The organism is Streptomyces sp. NPDC107581 (assembly GCF_055657175.1).
Window position 1 is genome coordinate 312615 of the sequence record NZ_JBVKBH010000009.1, and the last position, 18256, is coordinate 330870.

18 protein-coding genes are annotated in these 18256 nt (G+C 70.9%); 13 read left to right on the forward strand and 5 right to left on the reverse strand.

Going from position 1 to position 18256, the window contains the following annotated elements; all coding sequences use genetic code 11:
• Positions 1–32: 32 nt before the first annotated feature.
• From ACZ7P3_RS24795 to ACZ7P3_RS24840, 10 genes are all read left to right on the forward strand, one after another.
• Complete coding sequence (locus ACZ7P3_RS24795) at positions 33–1136, forward strand: S1C family serine protease (RefSeq protein ID WP_472085147.1); 1104 nt, start codon at positions 33–35, stop codon at positions 1134–1136.
• Between the two features lie 31 nt (positions 1137–1167).
• Positions 1168–1416 (forward strand): hypothetical protein, encoded by a 249-nt coding sequence (locus ACZ7P3_RS24800; RefSeq protein ID WP_472085149.1) that lies wholly within the window; start codon positions 1168–1170, stop codon positions 1414–1416.
• A 214-nt stretch (positions 1417–1630) separates the two neighbouring features.
• A complete protein-coding gene (locus tag ACZ7P3_RS24805) occupies positions 1631–2359 on the forward strand; it encodes a response regulator transcription factor (protein WP_472085151.1) in 729 nt (242 codons plus the stop codon).
• Positions 2356–3810 carry a HAMP domain-containing sensor histidine kinase gene (locus tag ACZ7P3_RS24810; protein WP_472085153.1) on the forward strand — a complete coding sequence of 485 codons (1455 nt, stop codon included), beginning with the start codon at positions 2356–2358 and terminating at the stop codon, positions 3808–3810. Before ACZ7P3_RS24805 ends, ACZ7P3_RS24810 begins: the two co-directional genes overlap by 4 nt.
• Positions 3811–4646: 836 nt before the next feature.
• Positions 4647–5573 carry a mycothiol synthase gene (gene mshD / locus ACZ7P3_RS24815; RefSeq protein ID WP_472085155.1) on the forward strand — a complete coding sequence of 309 codons (927 nt, stop codon included), beginning with the start codon at positions 4647–4649 and terminating at the stop codon, positions 5571–5573.
• A 170-nt stretch (positions 5574–5743) separates the two neighbouring features.
• The gene (locus tag ACZ7P3_RS24820) at positions 5744–8098 is read left to right on the forward strand and encodes an RNA degradosome polyphosphate kinase (protein ID WP_472085157.1); all 2355 of its coding nucleotides are present in this window, start codon (positions 5744–5746) and stop codon (positions 8096–8098) included.
• Positions 8079–9236, forward strand: coding sequence for a CHAD domain-containing protein (locus ACZ7P3_RS24825; RefSeq protein ID WP_472085159.1), 1158 nt, complete (start codon positions 8079–8081; stop codon positions 9234–9236). The genes ACZ7P3_RS24820 and ACZ7P3_RS24825 overlap by 20 nt, the downstream gene beginning before the upstream one ends.
• 18 nt (positions 9237–9254) lie before the next feature.
• Entirely contained in the window at positions 9255–9668 is a 414-nt protein-coding gene (locus ACZ7P3_RS24830) for an NUDIX hydrolase (protein WP_472085161.1), read from the forward strand.
• Positions 9669–10122: 454 nt separating this feature from the next.
• Complete coding sequence (locus ACZ7P3_RS24835) at positions 10123–11013, forward strand: SCO4651 family lipoprotein (RefSeq protein ID WP_472085163.1); 891 nt, start codon at positions 10123–10125, stop codon at positions 11011–11013.
• Positions 11014–11108: 95 nt separating this feature from the next.
• Positions 11109–11282 (forward strand): hypothetical protein, encoded by a 174-nt coding sequence (locus ACZ7P3_RS24840; RefSeq protein WP_472085165.1) that lies wholly within the window; start codon positions 11109–11111, stop codon positions 11280–11282.
• Between the two features lie 3 nt (positions 11283–11285).
• Here ACZ7P3_RS24840 and ACZ7P3_RS24845 read toward each other — a convergent pair whose 3' ends face one another.
• On the reverse strand, positions 11286–11591 hold the full coding sequence (locus ACZ7P3_RS24845; protein WP_472085167.1) for a metal-sensitive transcriptional regulator: 306 nt from the start codon (positions 11589–11591) through the stop codon (positions 11286–11288).
• Between the two features lie 206 nt (positions 11592–11797).
• Between ACZ7P3_RS24845 and ACZ7P3_RS24850 the strand changes: the two genes are divergently transcribed.
• The 3 genes from ACZ7P3_RS24850 to ACZ7P3_RS24860 all read left to right on the forward strand — a co-directional run bounded on the left by ACZ7P3_RS24850 (position 11798) and on the right by ACZ7P3_RS24860 (position 13744).
• Positions 11798–12418, forward strand: a complete 621-nt coding sequence (locus ACZ7P3_RS24850; RefSeq protein WP_330339106.1) for a DUF47 domain-containing protein — start codon at positions 11798–11800, stop codon at positions 12416–12418.
• A gap of 7 nt (positions 12419–12425) precedes the next feature.
• The gene (locus ACZ7P3_RS24855) at positions 12426–13424 is read left to right on the forward strand and encodes an inorganic phosphate transporter (protein ID WP_472085169.1); all 999 of its coding nucleotides are present in this window, start codon (positions 12426–12428) and stop codon (positions 13422–13424) included.
• Between the two features lie 119 nt (positions 13425–13543).
• Positions 13544–13744, forward strand: coding sequence for a DUF5988 family protein (locus tag ACZ7P3_RS24860; protein ID WP_067316202.1), 201 nt, complete (start codon positions 13544–13546; stop codon positions 13742–13744).
• Between the two features lie 108 nt (positions 13745–13852).
• Here the strand turns inward: ACZ7P3_RS24860 and pstB are convergent, their stop codons facing one another.
• The 4 genes from pstB to pstS all read right to left on the reverse strand — a co-directional run bounded on the left by pstB (position 13853) and on the right by pstS (position 18004).
• Positions 13853–14629, reverse strand: coding sequence for a phosphate ABC transporter ATP-binding protein PstB (gene pstB / locus ACZ7P3_RS24865; protein WP_472085171.1), 777 nt, complete (start codon positions 14627–14629; stop codon positions 13853–13855).
• 39 nt (positions 14630–14668) lie between these two features.
• Positions 14669–15730 carry a phosphate ABC transporter permease PstA gene (gene pstA / locus ACZ7P3_RS24870; protein WP_472085173.1) on the reverse strand — a complete coding sequence of 354 codons (1062 nt, stop codon included), beginning with the start codon at positions 15728–15730 and terminating at the stop codon, positions 14669–14671.
• Positions 15727–16734, reverse strand: a complete 1008-nt coding sequence (pstC, locus tag ACZ7P3_RS24875) for a phosphate ABC transporter permease subunit PstC (protein WP_472085175.1) — start codon at positions 16732–16734, stop codon at positions 15727–15729. Before pstC ends, pstA begins: the two co-directional genes overlap by 4 nt.
• Positions 16735–16876: 142 nt before the next feature.
• Entirely contained in the window at positions 16877–18004 is a 1128-nt protein-coding gene (gene pstS / locus ACZ7P3_RS24880) for a phosphate ABC transporter substrate-binding protein PstS (RefSeq protein ID WP_472085177.1), read from the reverse strand.
• Positions 18005–18256: the final 252 nt, after the last annotated feature.

The following is an 18256-nucleotide window of genomic DNA, read 5'->3' on the forward strand; positions in this document are numbered from 1 at the left end:
AGCTCTCATGGTGACAGGGAAGGCTGTTTGTCATGACCGAGAGCATCCGCCGCAGCGGCGAGTACGGGTACGAGAACCCCCAGGGTCCCTACGCTCAGCAGCACTACTCCGCTCCCGTGAACCCCGAGTGGCCGCCCCCGCCGTCGTACGGGCCGGCGGCGTACCCGGACCCCGCGGCCGCGACGGCGTCCCCGATGGCGGCGGCGCCCCCGGTCACGGCGGTGACCGCCCCCGCGGCGGCGCCCCCGGCCACGGCGCGCAAGAAGCGCACCCGCGGCCCGATCGGTCTGCTGGCGGCGGTGGCGATCGTCGCGGCCGCCGTCGGCGGCGGCACGGCCTACGCCTTCCGCGAGCTGACCGGGGGCGGCACGGTCGCCTCGGCCGGTACCACCACCAACGTGGTGCCCTCCAGCAAGAAGGGTGACGTCGCCGCGATCGCCTCCGCGGTCAGCCCGAGCGTCGTCGAGGTCAACGCGACCCTCAGCAACGGCTCCTCCACCGGCTCCGGTGTGATCATCACCAGCGGCGGCGAGATCGTCACCAACAACCACGTCATCTCCGGCGCCTCCTCGATCAAGGTGCGCACCAGCGACGGCAAGAGCTACCCGGCCCAGGTCGTCGGCACCGACAGCTCCAAGGACCTCGCGCTGATCAAGCTGCAGGGCGCCTCCGGCCTCAAGGCCGCCGCGCTCGGCAACTCCAGCGGCGTCCAGGTCGGTGACTCGGTCGTCGCGATCGGCTCCCCCGAGGGCCTGACCGGCACCGTCACCAGCGGCATCGTCTCCGCGCTCAACCGTGACGTGACGGTCTCCACGGACGAGAACCAGGGCCAGGAGCAGGGCGGCGACGGGCAGTGGCCGTTCCAGTTCGGCGGCCGCCAGTTCAACGGCGACACCGGCTCGTCCACGACCACGTACAAGGCCATCCAGACCGACGCCTCGCTCAACCCCGGCAACTCCGGCGGCGCGCTGATCGACGCGAGCGGCCACATCATCGGCATCAACTCAGCGATGTACTCGTCGAGTTCGCAGGCCTCCTCGTCCTCGGACGCGGGCAGCGTCGGGCTCGGCTTCGCGATCCCCGTCAACACCGTCAAGTCGGACCTGGCGAAGTTGCGGGCGGGCTCCACCAGCTGATCGATCCACCCGGCACATCAGGGAGTACGTCATGCTCAAGCAGATTTCCCACCAGGCCGCCGGCACCGGTCCGGCCGCCCTCGCGCTGGCCCTCTCCGTCGCCCACGAGCTGCACGCTCCGGACTCCACGCCCCGGCCGGCCCCGGTCCACCGCCCCGCGGAGGTCGCCCGCGTCCCCGAGATGATGGGGCTGCGCACCTCGGCCGACCGCCATCACCGCCGCAAGGTGCCGTTGCACCGGCTGAACACGGTCCGCGGTCTCGCCGCGCTCCAGGCCTAGCCCCGACCACACTCCCCGCCTCGCCCCGCCCGTCCCACGTCTCCCGCCCGCCTCACGCCTCCCCCGCCCCGCACCGCGGCCCCGCCCGCCCTGCGCTTCCGGCCCAACCCGCCCCGCTCCTGGCCCGGCCTGGCCTGCGTGCCCGGCAACCCGTGAACGTGCGACGCTGAGAGACACTCCGCCCACCCCACCGCACCCCGAGGAATCGCGAGCGATGAGCCCCGCCGAAGGCGACCGTGACCCCCTGCGCATCCTGATCGTCGACGACGAGCCCGCCGTGCGCGAGGCGCTCCAGCGCAGCCTCGCCTTCGAGGGCTACGACACGGAGGTCGCGGTCGACGGCGCGGACGCGGTCGACAAGGCCACGGCCTACCGGCCCGACCTGGTCGTCCTGGACATCCAGATGCCCCGCATGGACGGCCTGACGGCGGCGCGGCGCATCCGGGGCGCCGGGGACACGACCCCGATCCTCATGCTCACGGCGCGCGACACGGTCGGCGACCGGGTGACGGGACTGGACGCGGGAGCCGACGACTACCTGGTCAAGCCGTTCGAACTGGACGAACTCTTCGCCCGTATCCGTGCACTGCTGCGCCGCAGTACCTACGCCGTCTCCGCCGAGGCCCAGGAGAACGAGGCGCTCTCCTTCGCCGACCTGCGCATGGACCTCGCGACCCGGGAGGTCACCCGCGGTGGCCGGCAGGTGGAGCTGACCCGCACGGAGTTCACGCTCCTGGAGATGTTCATGGCCCACCCCCGCCAGGTGCTCACCCGCGAGCAGATCCTGAAGGCCGTGTGGGGCTTCGACTTCGAGCCCTCGTCCAACTCGCTGGACGTCTACGTCATGTACCTGCGCCGCAAGACGGAGGCCGGCGGCGAGCCGCGGCTCGTGCACACGGTCCGGGGCGTGGGGTATGTGCTGCGACAGGGCGGCGCGGAGTGAAGAAGGTGCTGCGCCGGTACCGGGCGCTGCCGATCCGGACGCGACTGGCGATGCTGGTCGCGGCGGCGGTGGCGTTCGCGGTGGCGGCGGTCTCGGTGACGTGCTGGTTCATCGTGCAGCAGAAGCTGTACGACCAGCTCAACAACGACCTGACCAAGGCTGTGGCCATGCCGCGGCCGCAGCTCACGGCCCAGGTCGTCGACGCCCTCACCGACTGCAGGCAGTCCCCGGAGCATCCGGGCGGCTGGCAGAACTCCTACTCCCAGGTGGTCAGGGCGGACGGCAAGGTCTGCCTCTTCGGCTCCTCGATGGGCCGCGTGAAGGTCACCCAGGCCGACCTGGACGTGATCAAGAGCGCCGGAGCCGGTGATCGCTACACCGTCTTCCACAACGGCACGGACGCGGACGGCAACGCCGTGCGCGTGCTCACCGTGCCCCTGACCCTGGCGGACCCGCTCACCAACGCCACCACCAACGCGGCCTTCGTCGCCGCCGTCCCGCTCCGGAGCACCGAGAAGACGCTCAGCGACCTGGCCCTCATCCTCCTCCTCGTCTCCGGCATCGGAGTCATAGGAGCGGGCGCGGCCGGTCTCGCCGTGGCCCGGGCCGGCCTGCGCCCGGTCGACAAGCTCACCGAGGCCGTGGAGCACGTGGCCCGCACGGAGGACCTGGCCGTGCGCATTCCCGTGGAGGACGAGAGCGACGACGAAGTCGCCCGGCTCTCCCGGTCCTTCAACTCGATGACCGCCTCCCTGGCCAGCTCCCGCGACCTGCAGCAGCAGCTGATCGCGGACGCCGGCCACGAACTGCGCACCCCCCTCACCTCCCTCCGTACCAACATCGAACTGCTCACCCGCAGTGAGGAGACGGGCCGCCCGCTCCCCCCGGAGGACCGCAAGGCGCTGCTCGACTCGGTGAAGGCGCAGATGACGGAACTGGCCTCGCTGATCGGCGACTTGCAGGAGCTGTCCCGCTCGGAGGGCCAGCGCGGCGAACGTGTCCAGGTGGTCTCCTTGCGGGACACCGTGGAGGCCGCCCTGCGCCGGGCCCGGCTGCGCGGCCCCGAGCTGACGATCACGGCGGACCTGGATCCCTGGTTCGTCCGGGCGGAGCCCTCCGCGCTGGAGCGGGCGATCGTCAACATCCTCGACAACGCGGTGAAGTTCAGCCCCGAGGGCAGCACGATCGAGGTGCAGCTGAGCGAGGGCGCGCTGACCGTGCGCGACCACGGCCCCGGCATCCCCGCCGACGAACTCCCGCACGTCTTCGACCGCTTCTGGCGCTCCCCCAGTGCCCGCGCCCTGCCCGGCTCGGGCCTCGGCCTGTCCATCGTGGCCCGCACGGTCCAGCAGGCGGGCGGCGAGGTCACCCTGGCCCACGCAGTGGGCGGCGGCACGGTGGCGACGGTACGCCTGCCGGGAGCGCCGACCCCGCCGCCGGACACGGTGTAGCAGGCAACGCCCTCCAGGCCGCACGCGCGGCAACGCCCTCCCAGCCACGCGCGCAACAACATCCTCCCAGCCGCACGTGCAGCAACATCCTCCCGGCCGCGTGTGCGGCAGCACCCTTCCGCCGGTTCCGGAACGCGCCGGCCGGCCACGGTCCGGGGCGGCCGGCGAAAGGGCACCTGAGGAGATCCGTCACTGCCGGAGCACGGCGGGCCCACCGGGCACGGAGCAGGCTGCACCGGGCGGTGGCCTCCGCGCCGTGGGTGGTGAGCGCGCACTGCGGGTACGCCGAGCGGGTACGGCGAGCTGTTACGCCGAGCGGGTACGCCGAGGTGATGGGGCTCGGGCCGGTCGGGCTCCGGACGGCCCTGGGCACCCTGCCGACGGGGTCGGCCGGCCGGGGACTGCTCCGTCCGCAGCGGGCCGGCACGTTTCGTACGGGCCGACGGCACAGCCGTACCGCGGCGCGCTGCCCACACGCAGCCGGGACCGGCGGGCCATCCGTGATCTGCGGATCGAGGCCTGCCCGGACGCCGCGGGGTCCGCTCCCCGGCACAGCACCTGCCGCTACGACTCCTTGAGCCGCAGGACCGTGCTGACCTGCGCCGACGACCAGATCCTCGGCGATCCGCACGCCGAGGCGGAGGCCCTGCGCACCCTCGTCGCCGGGCACGCCGGGCACGCCGGGCTGCGCTGACACCGGCCGCGTCCGCCGGCCGCGTCCGCCGGGCGCCTGCGCGGCGCCCGCCGGGACGGGCTGCCGGCCCCCGCCGCGGCCGGGCCCAACTACCCGCTGTGATGTCGCCCCTTCGACCCGGCCGCCCCGTACCCTCGTACGCATGAGCAGCGACGACGCCGTACGGCCCTCTTCCTCCCGCTCCATCGAGACCTACGCCGAACTCGGTCCGGGACAGGCCGAGGCCGTGCTCGGACTGCTCGCCGAGGCCGCCCGTGTCGACGGACAGCAGCCGGTGTCCGAGCAGGGGCGCCTCCAGCTGCGCGGAGGTGCCCGCGCGGGCGTGTCCCATCTGCTGCTGACCCTCGGGGACGAACTCGTCGGCTACGCCCAGCTGGAGGACACCGACCCGGTGGAGGCGCCGGCCGCCGAACTGGTCGTCCACCCGGCGCACCGCGGGCACGGACACGGGCGGGCGCTGGGCTCGGCGCTGCTCGCCGCCTCGGGCAAGCGGCTGCGGGTGTGGGCGCACGGCGGGCACTCCGCCGCCCGGCACCTCGCCCAGGTGCTGGGGCTGACCCTGTTCCGTGAACTGCGGCAGATGCGGCGGCCGTTGGGCGATCCGGAGCCGTCCGCCCCGCAGCTGCCGGAGGGCGTGAGCGTCCGCACCTTCCTGCCCGGCAAGGACGACACGGCCTGGCTCGCGGTCAACGCGGCCGCCTTCGCGCACCACCCCGAGCAGGGCTCGCTGACCCAGCGCGACCTGGACGACCGCAAGGCCGAGCCGTGGTTCGACCCGGCGGGATTCTTCCTGGCCGAGCGGGCCGGGGAGCTGATCGGCTTCCACTGGACCAAGGTGCACGCCGAGGAGGGCCTCGGCGAGGTGTACGTGCTCGGGGTCCGGCCGGGCGAGCAGGGCGGCGGCCTCGGCAAGGCGCTGACCACGATCGGCCTGAGCCACCTGGCCGGGCAGGGCCTGCCCACGGCCATGCTCTATGTGGACGCCGACAACCAGGCGGCGGTCTCGGTGTACGAGCGGCTGGGTTTCACCACGTACGAGACCGACCTGATGTACCGCACCGAAACATGACATGAGCACAAGCGGAGGACGACCGTCCGCGGGGTCGGCCCGCCCGGGCCGCCCGAGGGCGGGCCAGGACCGTCGCTTTCGCGATGAGAACGCCTTCGAGCCGCCCTGCGATATCCCGCACGTCATGTCTCCGTAACCATTGATTCAGCCAGGCTTGCGACGCTCAGGCAATGAAGCCCGCCGTGCCAGAGCCTTCGCCGCCCCCCGAGGGGCCCGGGAGAAACGGGGTCGTGACGCTCCCACCCGCACGTTCCGACGCGCCCGTCTCGCCCCTGGCGCGGAAGAATGGGGTCATGAGTCAGCAAGACACCCAGGCAGAGGTCCAGCACCCGCAGCCCTCCGTGGGCTCCATAGCCGCGCACCGGCCGCACACCGTCGCAGCGAACGTCTCCGACCTGGAACCCGACATCGATGCCGACCTCGACGCCTACGAGGAGGCACCGGGGGAGGGCGCCCCGCTGCCGCTCGGCCGTTTCCTCGACCGGGAGCGCAGCTGGCTCGCGTTCAACGAGCGCGTCCTGGAGCTCGCCGAGGACCCGGAAACGCCCCTGCTCGAGCGCACGAACTTCCTGGCGATCTTCGCCAGCAACCTGGACGAGTTCTTCATGGTCCGGGTGGCCGGTCTGAAGCGCCGTATCGCGACCGGGGTCGCCACCCGTTCGGCCTCCGGCCTCCAGCCCCGCGAGGTGCTGGAGATGATCTGGGCCCGCTCGCGCGAGCTCATGGCCCGGCACGCCGCCTGCTACCACGAGGACGTCGCCCCCGCACTCGCGGAGGAGGGCATCCACCTGGTCCGCTGGAGCGAGCTGACCGACAAGGAGCAGGCACGGCTCTTCACGCTGTTCCGGCACCAGATCTTCCCGGTCCTCACCCCGCTGGCCGTGGACCCCGCGCACCCGTTCCCGTACATCTCCGGCCTGTCCCTGAACCTGGCCGTCGTCGTGCGCAACCCGGTCAGCGGCCACAAGCACTTCGCGCGCGTGAAGGTGCCGCCGCTGCTGTCGCGCTTCCTGGAGGCAGCCCCGGGCCGCTACGTCCCCCTCGAGGACGTCATCGCCGCGCACCTGGAAGAGCTCTTCCCGGGCATGGAGGTGCTGGAGCACCACGCCTTCCGGCTCACCCGCAACGAGGACCTGGAGGTCGAGGAGGACGACGCGGAGAACCTGCTCCAGGCCCTGGAGAAGGAACTCATGCGGCGCCGCTTCGGGCCGCCGGTGCGCCTGGAGGTCGAGGAGTCCATCGACCGCGAGGTGCTCGACCTGCTCGTGCGCGAGCTGAAGATCTCCGAGGCCGAGGTGTACCCGCTGCCGGGTCCCCTGGACCTCACCGGGCTGTTCCGCATCCACGGCCTGGACCGCCCGGAGCTGAAGTACCCGAAGTTCATCGCGGGCACCCACCGTGACCTGGCCGAGGTCGAATCCGCGTCGGCGCCGGACATCTTCGCGGCGCTGCGCGCCCGGGACGTGCTGCTGCACCACCCCTACGACAGCTTCTCCACCTCCGTGCAGGCCTTCCTGGAGCAGGCGGCCGGCGACCCGGACGTCCTCGCGATCAAGCAGACCCTGTACCGCACCTCCGGCGACTCCCCGATAGTCGACGCGCTCATCGACGCCGCCGAGTCCGGCAAGCAGGTCCTCGTCCTGGTCGAGATCAAGGCCCGCTTCGACGAGCACGCCAACATCAAGTGGGCGCGCAAGCTGGAGGAGGCAGGCTGCCATGTCGTCTACGGCCTGGTCGGTCTGAAGACCCACTGCAAGCTGTCCCTGGTGGTCCGCCAGGAGGGCGAGACGCTGCGCCGCTACAGCCACGTCGGCACGGGCAACTACCACCCCAAGACGGCGCGCCTGTACGAGGACCTCGGCCTGCTGACGGCGGACCCGCAGGTCGGCGCGGACCTCTCGGACCTCTTCAACCGCCTGTCCGGCTACTCCCGCCGCGAGACCTACCGCCGGCTGCTGGTCGCCCCCAAGTCCCTGCGCGACGGCCTGGTCTCGCGGATCAACAAGGAGGTCCAGCACCACCAGGCGGGCCGCCCGGCCTTCGTCCGCATCAAGGTCAACTCGATGGTCGACGAGGCCGTCATCGACGCGCTCTACCGGGCCTCCCAGGCCGGTGTGCCGGTCGACATCTGGGTGCGGGGCATCTGTGCCGTCCGCCCGGGCGTGACGGGCCTGTCGGAGAACATCCAGGTCCGCTCCATCCTCGGCCGCTTCCTCGAACACTCCCGGGTGTTCGCCTTCGGCAACGGCGGCGAACCCGAGGTGTGGATCGGCAGCGCCGACATGATGCACCGCAACCTCGACCGCCGGATAGAGGCCCTGGTCCGGGTCACCGACCCCGGCCACCGGGCGGCCCTGAACAGGCTGCTCGACACCGGCATGTCCGACGGCACCGCCTCCTGGCACCTCGGCCCCGACGGCGAGTGGACCCGGCACGCGAACGACGCGGACGGACAGCCCCTGCGCAACGTTCAGGAGATGCTCATAGACGCCCGGAGGCGCCGGCGTGGCACAGCAACACCTTGACCCGACGGACCCCGCGGCCAAGGCGGTGACGGGGGAGGCTCTCGCCGGCTACCTGCGCGCTCAGGCCACGGAGTTCCTCCGCGCGCTGCGCCTGCACCGGGAGACCGGGGGCACCGCGGCCGGCGGCCCGGAGGACTCCGTCGACGCGGCCCGGGCCCTGCGCCACTCGGCCCGCCGGATCAGCGGCAGCCTGCACACGTTCCGGCCGCTCCTCGACACGGACTGGTCGGAGGAGATGCGCCCCGAACTGGCGTGGCTGTCCGGCACGTTGGGCCTTGAACACGCCTACGAGTCCCGCCTGGAGAGGCTGTTGCTGGCGCTGCACCGGCTGTCGGGAGCGCCGGCGTTCCCGGGACAGACGGCGGGCGGCACGGCCGACGCCGCCGTGGCGGCGGGCAGCCGTGCCGCCGGCGCGGCGCGGCCGGCCGGCGCGGGTGCCCCCGCGCGGGCGAAGGCGGGCACGGGGGAGGCGCCGGCCGCCGGCCCCGCCCTCCCGATGCCCGCGGTGGAACGCGGCAGCCTCACGGTCGGCGCGGCGAAGGCGGGCGCCCTGCTCGAACGCCAGCTCACCCTCGCCCGGACCAGGGCCCACTCCACGGCCCTGCAGGCCCTCGGCTCCTCCCGCTTCCACGCGGTCGCCGACAAGGTCGCCGTGCTCGCCAGCGAGGTCCCCCTCACCCCCGCCGCCCCCACCACCGGCCTGGGCGCCCTGGCCGGTGCCGCCGAGGAGCGGCTCACGGACGCCGTCGCCGCGCTCCCGCTGCTCACCGCCGGCCACCCCTACAACGCGGAGGCCCTGGTCCACGGCCTGTCCCCGGACCCGTCCCCGCACCCCCAGGACGGCCCCTGGCACCAGGTCCGCCTGCTGCTGCGCCTGCACCGGTACGCCCGTGAGGTGCTGTGCGAGGGCGACGTGCCGATGGACGTGCGGCTGCTCACGGCGGGCCAGGCCCTGAACCGGCACCGGGACGCCGCGGAGGCGGCGGCGGCGGCCGCGCAGGCGGCCCGTACGCCCCGCATCGCCCCGGCGACCGCGTACGCCCTCGGCGTGCTCCACGCCGACCAGCGGCACGAGGTGGAGGCGGCCAGGTTCGGCTTCCAGCAGGCGTGGCAGAAGCAGACGGTCAGCGCACCCTGAACCCTCCGAGGAGGCGGTGTGAACGACAGCACGATCCAGGCGGCGGGCTGCGTGCTGTGGCGCCGCTCGCCGGTGGACGGCGGGCTGGAGGTCTGCCTGGTCCACCGGCCGAAGTACGACGACTGGTCGCATCCGAAGGGCAAGCTCAAGCGGGGTGAGCAGGCGCTCGCCGGCGCCCTGCGCGAGGTCGCGGAGGAGACCGGGTACACCGCCGATCCCGGCCCCGAGCTGCCGACCCTGCACTATCTGGCCAACGGCCGCCCGAAGCGGGTGCGCTACTGGGCGGCCGAGGCGACACGGGGCCGCTTCGTCCCGAGCGCCGAGGTGGACCGCATCCTGTGGGTCTCCCCCGGTGCGGCCCGCATCCGCCTGACCCAGCCCCGCGACCGCGACCTGGTGGACGCCCTCGTCCGTCCCATCGAACACAGATGAGCCGCCCGGCGGCCGCCCCGGGCCCCGGCCCCCTCACCTGCACACCCGGCCCCGGACCTTTCACCTGACACCCGGCCCCGGACCTTTCACCTGCCCGCCCGGCGGCAGACCCCGGCCCGGGCGCCTCACAGGTCCACGGCGTGCCCCTCGGCGTCCGTACGGGCCTGACTGCGGGCCCGTCTGGCAGGTCCGCGCCAGCCGCACGTACAACGGGCCACACAGAAACGGCCCTGCTCGGCCGTCGTCGTGAGATGTTCCTGCCCCTGCCGGACTCGCTCCGGCCCGTTCTGGTGCGCCACGGTGACAACGTTACCGACCCCGGCCCCCGAGGGGCGCGTACGGTCTCCGCCACCTCCGGTACGGCCCGGGCCGCGCGTGACGGCACCCCTTACCCGTCGTTAACCGAAACGACAGGGGGCCCGTGACGGACGTACCGGCTGGGGGTAGGCAGGCGATGGATCGGCGGCAGCACAGGCGCGCAGGCAGGACGGTCGTCGCAGTAGGGATCATGGTCGGACTCGGGGCCGGTGCCACGGGATGTTCCGGCAGCGGGGCGGCGGCGGAGGGCGTGAGCGGCGCGGTCGGCGATCCGGTGACCGCGCTGCACCGGGCCGCCGACACCCTGCGCGGAGCGGGCAGCTCCAAGGCCACCACGTCCATGGAGATGGCGACCGGCGGCACCCGGGTCACCATCCGCGGCAAGGGCGTCTACGACTACCGGCACCGGATCGGCGAGCTGACCGTCGTCCTGCCGGAGGATCCCGCGGGAACCGCCGAGCACAGGCCCATCACCGAGCTGCTCGCCCCGGGCGCCCTGTTCATGAAGAACCGGGGCGCGGGGGTGCCCGCCGACAAGTGGGTACGGGTGGAGACCGCGAGCCTCTCCGACGGCAACCTCGTCACCGGCGGCGCGACCGACCCCTACGCCGCCGCCGAGGTGCTGCGCGGGACCCGTAGGGCGACCTACGTGGGGCAGACCGAGGTCGCCGGGACGCCGGTGCGGCACTACCGGGGCACCGCGGACCTGACCAGCGCGGCGGACATGGCCTCGGCGGACAACAGGGCGCCCCTGCGGGCGGCGGCGAAAGGGTTCGCTTCGGCCGAGGTGCCGTTCGACGCCTACCTGGACGACGAGGGCCGCATCCGCAAGCTGCGCCAGCACTTCAGCTTCGTCAACGGCCGGGAGAAGGCCACCGTGGCCGTCGCCTCGACCACGCTGCTGTACGACTTCGGCACCCCCGCCGACGTGCGCCTGCCGCGTCCGCAGGACATCTACGCCGGCCGGATCGCCGAGAACCAGGGCGGCGGGGACGGCGGCGGCGACGGGAGCCGGCCTGCGCACTAGTCCGGGACGCCACCCCTGAACTAGCCCGTCCGTGCCATGCGCGGTGTGTAGACCACTCCCTACCCTAGGAAGTCGGTGACGGCAGAGAAGAGGTGATGCACGTGGCTCCGGTCGGCGGTACGGCAGTTCAGGACCACGTGGCCCTCGCCGAGATCGAGCTGTGCGGAGAACTGATCATCGCGGCCTCGGCCGCCGAGGACCGGCTCAGCCTGGAGAGCATCGACGAGGTGCTGCGGGTGGCAAAGGAGCGGGAGCCGGCCGACACCTGAGGCTCAGGTGCGCAGCAGCCGGCCGATCGCCTTCGTGGCTTCCTCCACCTTCGCGTCGATCTCTCCGCCGCCCTTGAGGGCCGCGTCGGCGACGCAGTGCCGCAGGTGCTCCTCCAGCAGCTGCAGGGCGAAGGACTGCAGGGCCTTGGTGGAGGCGGAGACCTGCGTGAGTATGTCGATGCAGTACGTGTCCTCGTCGACCATGCGCTGCAGGCCTCGGATCTGGCCCTCGATCCGGCGCAGCCGCTTGAGGTGCTCGTCCTTCTGCTTGTGGTAACCGTGCGTGGCGCCGGCCTCGGTCGTCGTCATCGCGGGCCTCCATCTCGGGACGAACAGCGGATACATACCCCTGGTGGGTATATGGTAACGAATTTTGCTGGGTAAAGGGCCCTTGGTACGCCCCTGTGCTGATCGCGATGTCCCATGGGCGACACTGGGGGACGGCCCGATAGCCGTGGCCGGATGTTGCGCCTAGCATCAGCCTGACCGAAACCGAAGCACCCCGAGGACCCCACGTGCGCTTTCGTCTGACCCCCAGGGAGACGAGCTTCTACGACATGTTCGCCGCATCCGCGGACAACATCGTCACGGGCTCGAAACTCCTGATGGAACTGCTCGGGGCGGACGCATCTGCCCGGGCCGAGATCGCAGAGCGTATGCGGGCCGCGGAACACGCAGGTGACGACGCCACGCACGCGATCTTCCACCAGCTGAACTCCTCGTTCATCACGCCCTTCGACCGTGAGGACATCTACTCCCTCGCCGGTTCCCTCGACGACATCATGGACTTCATGGAGGAGGCCGTCGACCTGGTCGTCCTCTACAACGTCGAGGAACTGCCGAAGGGTGTCGAGCAGCAGATCGAGGTGCTGGCCCGGGCGGCCGAGCTGACGGCGGAGGCGATGCCGAACCTCCGCACCCTGGACAACCTCACCGAGTACTGGATCGAGGTCAACCGGCTGGAGAACCAGGCGGACCAGATCCACCGCAAGCTGCTGGCCCACCTCTTCAACGGCAAGTACGACGCGATCGAGGTGCTCAAGCTCAAGCAGATCGTGGACGTCCTGGAAGAGGCGGCGGACGCGTTCGAGCACGTGGCGAACACGGTGGAGACCATCGCCGTCAAGGAGTCCTGAGGCGTCGATGGACACCTTCGCTCTCATCGTGACCATCGCGGTCGCGCTCTTCTTCACGTACACGAACGGTTTCCACGACTCGGCGAACGCCATCGCGACGTCGGTGTCGACGCGGGCGCTGACCCCGCGGGCGGCTCTCGCCATGGCCGCGGTGATGAACCTCGCGGGCGCCTTCCTGGGCTCCGGGGTCGCCAAGACCGTCAGCGAGGGCCTGATCGAGACCCCACACGGCTCGCACGGGATGGGCATCCTCTTCGCCGGCCTCGTCGGCGCGATCGTCTGGAACCTGGTCACCTGGTACTTCGGCCTGCCCTCCTCGTCCTCCCACGCCCTCTTCGGCGGCCTGGTCGGCGCGGCCCTGGCGGGCGGCACGACCGTGCTCTGGGACGGCGTCCTCGACAAGGTCGTCCTGCCGATGTTCATCTCGCCGCTGGTCGGCCTGGTGGTCGGCTATCTGGTGATGACGGCCATCCTGTGGCTGTTCCGCCGCTCCAACCCGCACAAGGCCAAGCGCGGCTTCCGCATCGCCCAGACCGTCTCCGCGGCCGGCATGGCCCTCGGACACGGCCTCCAGGACGCCCAGAAGACGATGGGTGTCGTGGTGATGGCACTGGTGATTTCCGGCCATGAGACCTACGGCGATCCGATCCCGGTCTGGGTGAAGATCGTCTGTGCGGTGATGCTGTCGCTGGGCACCTACGCGGGTGGCTGGCGCATCATGCGCACCCTGGGCCGCAAGATCATCGAACTCGACCCCCCGCAGGGTTTCGCCGCCGAGACCACCGGCGCGTCGATCATGTTCACCACCGCCTTCATCTTCAAGGCGCCGATCTCCACCACCCATGTGATCACCTCGGCGATCATGGGTGTGGGCGCCACCAAGCGGGTCAACGCCGTCCGCTGGGGCGTGGCCAAGAACATCGTCATGGGCTGGTTCATCACCATGCCGGCCGCCGCCCTGGTCGCGGCCCTGGCCTTCGGGATCGTGGACCTGACGGTCCTGTAACGGCCCGGCAGGGCCTTCAGCGGCGGTCGGGCGAGGCAGGCGTGCCCCTCGGCGACCGTCCCGCGGCGGGCCGACGGGGTTCGAGATGCGGTAGTGCGCTCGGTGAGAAGACTGGACGTATGACTACCAAGGCACTCCTCGAAGGCGGGCCGGACGATCTGGCGGGCACCACCGTGCCGATCGTTCCCCCCGGACAAGAGCTGAAGATCCCGCACACCGGTGGCTACGAGCACTACAAGGTCACCACGCGGCACGAGGACACCACGGAGGGACGGGTCACCGTCTACCGGTGGTGGGAGCGGACCGAAGTGGCCGAATGAAACGCGAGGGGCCCGCCCCCGGGAGCCGGGGGCGGGCCCTTTTGCGTCCTCGCGGTGGCACCGCCATGCAGCACCGCGAGGGGTTCTCAGCGGAGGAACCGCACCGGCTCAGCCGAAGCGGCCGGAGATGTAGTCCTCCGTCGCCTGGACCGAGGGGTTGGAGAAGATCCGCTCGGTGTCGTCGATCTCGATCAGCCGGCCCGGCTGCCCGACGGCGGACAGGTTGAAGAACGCCGTACGGTCCGAGACACGGGCCGCCTGCTGCATGTTGTGCGTCACGATGACGATCGTGAACCGTTCCTTCAGCTCACCGATCAGGTCCTCGATGGCGAGGGTCGAGATCGGGTCGAGGGCCGAGCAGGGCTCGTCCATGAGCAGGACCTTCGGCTCGACCGCGATGGCACGGGCGATGCACAGACGCTGCTGCTGACCGCCGGAGAGGCCGGAGCCGGGCTTGTTCAGCCGGTCCTTGACCTCGTTCCAGAGGTTGGCGCCCTTGAGGGACTTCTCGACGATGTCGCTGAGCTCTGCCTTCTTGTAGCTGCCGTTCAGACGCAGGCCCGCGGCCACGTTGTCGAAGATGGACATCGTGGGGAACGGGTTCGGGCGCTGGAAGACCATGCCCACCTCGCGCCGCACCGACACCGGGTCGACGCCCGCGCCGTAGAGGTCCTCGTCGTCCAGGAGCACCTTGCCCTCGACGCGGCCACCGGGGGTGACCTCGTGCATACGGTTCAGGGTGCGCAGGAACGTCGACTTGCCGCAGCCGGAGGGGCCGATGAACGCCGTCACCGAGCGCGGCTCGACGGTCATCGAGATGTCCTCGATCGCCTTGTGGGAGCCGTAGTAGGCGGTGAGTCCGCTTACGTCGATTCGCTTGGCCATTAGTACTTCACTTCCAGTCAGTCGCTGAGGGGGCCGCGGTCAGCGACCGGTCTTCGGGGCCTTCCAGCGGGCGATGCCGCGGGCCACCAGGTTGAGGATCATCACGAAGGCGATCAGCGTGAGGGACGCCGCCCAGGCGCGGTCGTAGGCCGCGTTGGCGCCCGCGCTCTGCGAGTACTGCTGGTAGATGTACAGCGGCAGCGACGCCTGCGCACCCTCGAAGGGGTTGTTGTTGATGAACGGGTTGCCGAACACCAGCAGCAGCACCGGCGCGGTCTCGCCCGCGATTCGGGCAATGGACAGCATGATGCCGGTCGTGATGCCGCCGATGGAGGTCGGCAGGACCACCTTCAGGATGGTCCGCCACTTCGGCACACCGAGCGCCAGCGAGGCCTCACGCAGCTCGTTCGGGACGAGCTTGAGCATCTCCTCCGTGGAGCGGACGACGACCGGCATCATCAGGATGGCCAGCGCCAGCGAACCGGCGAAGCCGAACGGCTGCATCTTGAAGATGAGCATCAGGCTGAGGATGAACAGACCGGCGACGATCGACGGGATGCCCGTCATGACGTCGACGAAGAAGGTGACCGCCTGGGCGAGGCGACCGCGCCCGTACTCCACCAGGTAGATCGCGGTCATCACACCGATCGGGGCGCCGATCAGCGTGGCCAGACCGACCTGCTCCAGGCTGCCGATGATGGCGTGGTAGATACCGCCGCCCGGCTCGGAGTCGGCGACGACACCCATGGAGTGGGTGAGGAAGTAGACGTTCAGGACCTTCACGCCGCGCGAGACGGTCACCCAGACCAGGGAGACCAGCGGGACGACGGCGACCATGAAGGCGACCCACACGAAGGAGGTGGCGACCCGGTCCTTGGCCTGGCGGCGGCCCTCCACCCGGGCGGCGATGCCGTAGGTGCCGAGGACGAAGAGGGCCGCGGCGATCAGACCCCACTGGATCTTGCTGTGCAGGTCGGCGGCGAAGCTGATGCCGATCCCGAGGGCGATGGAGCCGGCGGCGATGGCCCACGGCGTCCACTTCGGGAGGCTGGCGGCGCGCAGCGTGCTGGGCCGCTTGTGGCTGACGGCTGCGGTGCTCATGCGTTGGCCCCCGAGTACTCCTTGCGGCGGGCGATGATCGCGCGGGCCGCACCGTTGACCAGCAGGGTGATGACGAAGAGCACCAGACCGGAGGCGATCAGCGCGTCGCGGCCCTGCTCGGTCGCCTCACCGAACTTGCTGGCGATGTTCTGGGCGAAGGTGCCGCCGCCCGGGTCGAGCAGGCTGGCCTGGATGTCGTAGCTCGGGGAGAGCACGGTGGCCACGGCCATCGTCTCGCCGAGGGCGCGGCCGAGGCCGAGCATCGAGGCGGAGATCACGCCGGAGCGGCCGAAGGGCAGCACCGACATGCGGACGACCTCCCAGCGGGTGGCGCCGAGGGCCAGGGCGGCCTCCTCGTGCATCCGCGGAACCTGGCGGAAGACCTCGCGGCTCACGTTGGTGATGATCGGCAGGATCATGATCGCCAGCAGGATACCGACGGTGAGCATGGCGCGGGGGGCGCCGCCGTCCCAGGAGAAGATGCCGGTCCAGCCGAGGTAGTCGTTCAGCCAGCCGTACAGGCCCTGCATGTGCGGGACGAGGATCAGGGCGCCCCAGAGGCCGTACACGATGGACGGCACCGCGGCGAGCAGGTCGATCACGTAGCCGATCGGACCGCTCAGCCGGCGGGGGGCGTAGTGCGTGAGGAACAGCGCGATCGCGACGGCGACCGGGACCGCGAGGGCCATGGCGATGATCGAGGAGACGACCGTGCCGAAGGCCAGCACCGCGATGCCGAAGCTCGGCGGCGTGAGGTTGGTGTTCCACTCGAAGGTGGTCAGGAAGTTGCCGTGGTCCTTGCTGATCGCGAGGGAGGCGCGGTAGGTCAGGAAGACCGCGATCGCGGCCATGATCACGAGCAGCAGGATGCCGGAGCCACGGGAAAGGCCGAGGAAGATGCGGTCGCCGGGGCGGGTCGCGCCGCGGGCGTTGCGCTTCTGCTGGGCCACGTCCGGCTTCGGCGTGGGCGGAGGTGCGTCAGTGGTCTGTGTCGATATGTCCATCGGGGGTTCTCCGGTCTGCGGAGCCACCGGGTGGGGCGGCTCGGTGGAGCCGGATCCCTTTCGGGCTCGTGGCTCCGGGCGGCGGTGCACCGGACGGTGCGGCCCGGGTCTGGGGAGAACCGGGCCGCACTCTCGGATCAGGTCAGCTCAGGCCGGCAATGGTGGTGCGGACCTTGGCGATGATCTCGTCGGGGATCGGCGCGTAGCTGTTGTCCGACAGCAGCTTCTGGCCGTCCTCGCTGGCGATGTAGTTCAGGAAGGCCTTCGTGGCGGGCAGGGTGTCCGCCTTGTTGCCCTTGTCGCAGATGATCTCGTACGTGACCAGGGTGATCGGGTAGGCACCCTCGGCCTTGGTCGAGTAGTCCAGCTTCAGCGACAGGTCCTTGCCGGTGCCGACGACCTTGGCGGCCGCGATGTCGGCGGTGGCGCTCTCCACGGAGGGCTTGACCGGGGTCTTGGCACCGGTGGCGATGGAGACGGTGCTCATGTCCTTGGCGTAGGACAGCTCGAAGTAGCCGATGGCGCCGGCGTTCTGCTTGACACCCTGGGCCACACCGGCGGAGCCGGAGGCCGCCTGGCCGCCCTTGGCCTGCCAGGCCTTACCGCCGGAGTACTTCCAGTTGGACGGCGCGGTGGCGATCAGGTACTTGGTGAAGTTGTCCGTGGTACCGGAGTCCTCGGAGCGGTGGAAGGCCTGGATCTTCAGGTCGGGGAGCTTCGCCGAGGGGTTCAGCTTCTTGATCGCCGGGTCGTTCCACTTCTTGATCTCGCTGTTGAAGATCTTGGCGATCGTGGGAGCGTCCAGCACCAGGTTGTCGACACCCGGGACGTTGTAACCGAGGGCGATCGGGCCGCCGACCATCGGGAGGTCGATGCCCTGGCCGCCGGAGCAGACCTTCTTGGAGGCGGTGACCTCTTCGGGCTTCAGCGCGGAGTCCGAACCGGCGAAAGCGAGCTGGCCCTGGTTGAAGGAGGTGACGCCGGCACCGGAGCCGCCGCCCTTGTAGTTGATCTGAACACCACAGGCCTGGGAGAACTGCTTCACCCACGCGTCGATCGCGTTCTTCTGCGCCGACGAACCGTCGGCGAGCAGCTGACCCTTGGCGTTGTCACACTTGATGGAGCCCGCGCTGGCCGAGGCCGTCGACTTGCCGCTGCCCGTGTTGTTGCCGTTGTCGTCCGAGCCGCACGCCGTCAGGGCCAGGGCGCCGGAGACGGCGATCGCACCGAGAGACAGGGCGCGCAGCCGGTTCTTGCGCTGAAGCTTCACTTTCGGGAGTTCCTTCCAGGAGCCGCCGCTGTCGGCGGCGTGCGAGGTAAGTGAGTGCGCGAGCGCGTTCCTGACCGCCCCCGCACCGGGTAGGGCCGAAATTAGGCAGATCAGATGAAGTGGCCGATGGCCATAAGTGAACGGAGGGTGAACCCCTGCCGTCGGCCTGGTTAGGTCACGGAATGCTCACGGGGAGAGCACATGGAGATTCCGACTGCCGGGTTGCTCGGACACGTATTCGCCGTTCGTTCG

What these genes read in the sequence shown, in the direction of transcription:
- ACZ7P3_RS24795 (WP_472085147.1), top strand. Translation starts at nt 33, where the DNA reads ATGACCGAGAGCATCCGCCGCAGCGGCGAGTACGGGTACGAGAACCCC.
- ACZ7P3_RS24800 (WP_472085149.1), top strand. Translation starts at nt 1,168, where the DNA reads ATGCTCAAGCAGATTTCCCACCAGGCCGCCGGCACCGGTCCGGCCGCC.
- ACZ7P3_RS24805 (WP_472085151.1), top strand. Translation starts at nt 1,631, where the DNA reads ATGAGCCCCGCCGAAGGCGACCGTGACCCCCTGCGCATCCTGATCGTC.
- mshD (WP_472085155.1), top strand. Translation starts at nt 4,647, where the DNA reads ATGAGCAGCGACGACGCCGTACGGCCCTCTTCCTCCCGCTCCATCGAG.
- ACZ7P3_RS24820 (WP_472085157.1), top strand. Translation starts at nt 5,744, where the DNA reads ATGAAGCCCGCCGTGCCAGAGCCTTCGCCGCCCCCCGAGGGGCCCGGG.
- ACZ7P3_RS24835 (WP_472085163.1), top strand. Translation starts at nt 10,123, where the DNA reads ATGGATCGGCGGCAGCACAGGCGCGCAGGCAGGACGGTCGTCGCAGTA.
- ACZ7P3_RS24840 (WP_472085165.1), top strand. Translation starts at nt 11,109, where the DNA reads ATGCACGTGGCTCCGGTCGGCGGTACGGCAGTTCAGGACCACGTGGCC.
- ACZ7P3_RS24845 (WP_472085167.1), bottom strand. Translation starts at nt 11,591, where the DNA reads ATGACGACGACCGAGGCCGGCGCCACGCACGGTTACCACAAGCAGAAG.
- ACZ7P3_RS24855 (WP_472085169.1), top strand. Translation starts at nt 12,426, where the DNA reads ATGGACACCTTCGCTCTCATCGTGACCATCGCGGTCGCGCTCTTCTTC.
- ACZ7P3_RS24860 (WP_067316202.1), top strand. Translation starts at nt 13,544, where the DNA reads ATGACTACCAAGGCACTCCTCGAAGGCGGGCCGGACGATCTGGCGGGC.
- pstB (WP_472085171.1), bottom strand. Translation starts at nt 14,629, where the DNA reads ATGGCCAAGCGAATCGACGTAAGCGGACTCACCGCCTACTACGGCTCC.
- pstA (WP_472085173.1), bottom strand. Translation starts at nt 15,730, where the DNA reads ATGAGCACCGCAGCCGTCAGCCACAAGCGGCCCAGCACGCTGCGCGCC.
- pstC (WP_472085175.1), bottom strand. Translation starts at nt 16,734, where the DNA reads ATGGACATATCGACACAGACCACTGACGCACCTCCGCCCACGCCGAAG.